The organism is Acetomicrobium sp. S15 = DSM 107314 (assembly GCF_016125955.1).
Taxonomy (GTDB): domain Bacteria; phylum Synergistota; class Synergistia; order Synergistales; family Thermosynergistaceae; genus Thermosynergistes; species Thermosynergistes pyruvativorans.
Genome location: NZ_JADEVE010000190.1, coordinates 1 through 3994 on the forward strand (window position 1 = coordinate 1; position 3994 = coordinate 3994).

The following is a 3994-nucleotide window of genomic DNA, read 5'->3' on the forward strand; positions in this document are numbered from 1 at the left end:
GTTCAGGCCTTTCCCCAAAGAGGAGATCAGAAAAGCGTTGGACGGCAAGAAGGCCGTAGTCGTGCTGGACCGCGCCGCATCCTTCGGCGCGGAGGCTCCGCTCTACGAAGCCGTAAAGTCATCCCTCTATAACGCAGTCCAGAGAGCAGATTGCCCCCGAAACAGCAACGGCAAAGATCGACGAGTCGTCCATGGAAAACTGGGCAATCAAACGCACCGACGCCGGACCCGCACAAAGCGAGTCTATTCTCTAGCCTACTTGGTTGACCGACGCATTGGTAATTCCGCCAAAAAAACGATGGTAAAATTGCTTTAGTTGACGGAAGATCGGTGTTGCTTAGGCGGTTTGCGTCCACGTTATGTCTTTTCATTTGAAAAACAAGTCTGGGAGCCACGTAACCAGTTTGGGGAAAATAACGCATAGAGCCAAGCAAACCAGCTGGGTCAAAACGAAGGGTATAACGGAGCGGTAAATATCCGTCATGGTTATATCCTTAGGAACAATTCCCTTCATTAAGAACAGCATGGTTCCGAAGGGCGGCGTGAGGTAGCCTGTCTGCGTGTTTACCGCGTAAAGAACCCCAAGCCACAGAGGATCGAATCCGTAGATAGGTATGAGCGGAAGAAGGATGGGAAGAGTGATCATCACGATGCTCCAGGCATCGATCACGAAACCAAGCCCGAACCAGACAACTTGTATGGCTATCAGCATCGTCCACCAGCCTATCTCATGGGTCTCGACCAGCCGCGTCACCAATCTGGAGGCTCCGAGGCCCATGTATACGGCGGCAAAGGCTTGAGCAGAGAAGAGGATCCACATCATGAACCCCTGGACTCTTATCGTGGCATTAGCGGAATCTTTGATCAATTGCCAGTTCAAACGTCGATGGATGGCGCTGCACACCAGAGCGCCGAAAGCCCCGACCGCAGAGGCCTCCGTAGGTGTGGCGATGCCGCTGTAAATTGAACCCAGAACAGTAATTATAAGCAGAAGAGGAAGGATTACACCCTTGAGTGACCTGATTTTTGCTCCCCAGTCGGCCCTCTCTTCGGGCGGAAGAGGAGGACCAAGCTCCGGATTCCGGTAGCACTTCACCATTATGTAGACAATTATCAACAGAGAGCAGAGCAACCCTGCTCCCATTCCTCCGGCGAAGAGCTTACCTATCGATACTTGGGCGATAGTCCCGTAGAGAACCAAACTGATACTTGGAGGTATAAGAGGACCAAGAACGCCCCCAGCCAAGATGCAGCCTGTTGCAAGGGTTTTATCGTACCCGCGTTTGAGCATGGCCGGAAGGGCCATGACCCCCATGATCACCACGCCGGTGGAGGCAATCCCCGACATGGCCGCTATCAGTGTACAGGTTATCACTGTGCCGACCGCAAGGCCGCCCCTAAGAGAACCAGTCCAACGGTACATCATTTCGTACAGATCCTCCGCTACGCCGGAGTGCTCCAAAACTGACGCCATCAACACGAAGAGAGGACAGGCAACTAGCGTGGTGGTAGACATCATGGAAAAAGTCCTGGCGACAATAATAAAGAGGGATTCAGGACCCCAGAACACAGCGGTGAAAACGGTGGCTAATCCACCGAGAACAAAAGCTACAGGAAGCCCCAATGCCAGTAAAAGGAACATGCTACCGAACAACAGAATGGAAATAAGTCCTATACCCATGAGATCACCTCAGTTATCGGTTGCATCTTCGGCACTGGCCCCTACTACAAGCTCCCGGCCAGTCATAGCTATATAGAGATCCTTGACGGTCTTGGTCAGCCCCTGGAGTAAAACCAGGGTAGCCCCCACGGGAATGGTCAGCTTGATCGGCCATATAGGGGGACCCCAGGGGCTCCCGGAATATTCCAAAATCTTCAGGCTGGCCCAGGCCCAAGGTGCACTTTTCCACAACAATGTGCCTACAAAGGCATAGAACATAGTCCAGGTGAACAAGTCAACTATAGCCTTTGTACGCAGCGGAAAGCGCTGGTAGAACACCTCTACGTTGACGAACGCCCCCCAGCGAAGGGCATAAGCTCCTCCTATGATAAAGTGCGCTCCGTAAAGCATGCACGACGTCTCGTGGGCCCAGATGGTAGGCCTGTTGAACACATACCTCATTACCACCTCGTACACCAGTATGAGCATTATCGGATAAACGAGGAAACCGACTATCCTGCCAACCCAATCATTCAGGTTGTCGACAAACCCAACTAGCGCCACTAACGATCTCAACCGCCTCACCTCATCGGACACATGAGTTCCCAACGAAAATATACCCCCTCCCCCAGAAGAGAGGGGGCACGTTTCCTCTGTATTTTCTACGCTCGCAGGATCTCAATCTATGTAGCCGTAGTCCCTCATAAACTGCTTAATGATCTTAACTCCCTCGACGACCCTTGGATCCTTCGCCCCAACTTCCTCTGCAATTTTATCAAGGTACGGCAGCGAGAATTCGTTGGTTATCTTGTCAACGTCTTCCTTCCCCCATTCGATATAAGTGGTTCCCCACTCGGGGAAGGACTTGTTGAACATCTCGCGTTCCTGCATCGTGCAGACGTCCGCATAATCCTTAGCGAAAGCGATGGCCGCCGTATTAACAATAGCCTTTAAGTCGTCGGGCAAGGCATCCCAGGCTTTCTTGGATACCCAAAGCTCCATTCCCTGTGGGACCTGCCAGGGCGGGCCAATAAAATACGGACAGACTTCGTAAAGCTTAAGGTCGCGATACAGCCACCAAGCGGTGCCACTGCCATCAAGCGTTCCCATGGCGATGGCCATGTAGGTCTCTGGGTGTGGAAGCATGACCGGAGAGGCCCCAAAGTGTTCCATGCAGTCTGACATAGCGCCAAAAAACCGCACCTTGAATCCTTTGAGGTCATCGACCGAGTGCAGGGGTTTCTTGCTCCAGAAGTACGTGTTTCCTACGTTATGGCTCCCAAGGAAATGAATGCCTTGGTCTTTCAGGCCTTCTCCAATTAGATTATCCAATCCTCTATGATGATATAACTCATTAAATTCATCGTTGGTTCGCGTAACGAAGGGAGGCATATTGCCTGCAGCTAGCCAACCTACGGGGATCGCTCCTCTAAAAAACAATCCACCTGTATTGGCTATCTGGATCATGTTTGCCTGCAATGCGGGGAACACTTCCGCATAGTCCACCAACTCACCGGCATAGTGCAAGGTTATGTTCAGCCTGCCGCCAGACATCTCACGTACCCTCTCGATGAAAGGAGGAATGACATATGTCGTCGAAAGCGCTCCAGGTGTATGATGACTCTGGAATTTCCAGTTGATGACTTTTGCCGCCGCTGCAGGATGCGAAAAATCGACAACCAGCAGGGTTACACTCACCGCAAACACCATTACTAAAGCTATCAGACTTCTGTGCTTCACGTAAACCACCCCCTTCAGACTATCTCTATGTTTCTTGCTTGCCTTTGCTCTTATGGACATCACCCCACTTATTTCTGATCGGGTGGCCGAAAACAAAAAGCGCATCTCATCGCCTTTTGCCACAACTTATATAAACCATACTAACTTTAACCGAAGTATGTTCGGTTTAAAAGAGTAACAAGGCATTATCAGCCCCCCAAGACACTTCACCTAAAATATAAATGAAAGAGTTACGATAACTCCATAGACAAGGTTCATATTATCACATCTAACCTGCGCCAGTCAAATAGCGGTTTTCCTCATGTCTTCGAAATCACATTGTTTCCCAATAATTGGATAGATGAATTAATTTTTAACAATAGCAGGCTTCTTAGAGCCATCACAGACATTCCGCCTGCAGAGCTTGAGGAAAAGTATTACAATCTCCAGGAGACCTCAGCTGTTGTAGCTGGACTCAAATAAAAAAGCCTCCGGGAAAGCCGGGGCGGTTCATTCTCTTCGGTCAAAGGAGATCTGCTGCACATCAGGAGGGGGAAATACGGTCCAGTCGAGGCCGACTCTCAAGAGCTGTGCACGGTGAGCTATACACAAACT

At 50.6% G+C, this 3994-nt stretch carries 3 protein-coding genes and 1 pseudogene; 1 reads left to right on the forward strand and 3 read right to left on the reverse strand.

The genetic code is table 11. The features are described 5' to 3' along the window. Positions 1-316: pseudogene (locus EZM41_RS05490) on the forward strand (hypothetical protein); the annotation flags it as partial. Between the two features lie 51 nt (positions 317-367). Here the strand turns inward: EZM41_RS05490 and EZM41_RS05495 are convergent. The 3 genes from EZM41_RS05495 to EZM41_RS05505 all read right to left on the reverse strand — a co-directional run bounded on the left by EZM41_RS05495 (position 368) and on the right by EZM41_RS05505 (position 3400). Then, on the reverse strand, positions 368-1681 hold the full coding sequence (locus tag EZM41_RS05495; protein WP_198470133.1) for a TRAP transporter large permease: 1314 nt from the start codon (positions 1679-1681) through the stop codon (positions 368-370). Positions 1682-1690: 9 nt separating this feature from the next. Beyond that, positions 1691-2269: a TRAP transporter small permease subunit gene (locus tag EZM41_RS05500; RefSeq protein ID WP_198470134.1), complete on the reverse strand. Its 579-nt coding sequence runs from the start codon at positions 2267-2269 to the stop codon at positions 1691-1693. Between the two features lie 69 nt (positions 2270-2338). Then, positions 2339-3400: a TRAP transporter substrate-binding protein DctP gene (locus tag EZM41_RS05505; protein ID WP_198470135.1), complete on the reverse strand. Its 1062-nt coding sequence runs from the start codon at positions 3398-3400 to the stop codon at positions 2339-2341. Positions 3401-3994: the final 594 nt, after the last annotated feature.

Excerpts from the sequence above, each read along its gene's own strand:
- EZM41_RS05495 (WP_198470133.1), bottom strand. The coding sequence starts at position 1,681 with ATGGGTATAGGACTTATTTCCATTCTGTTGTTCGGTAGCATGTTCCTT.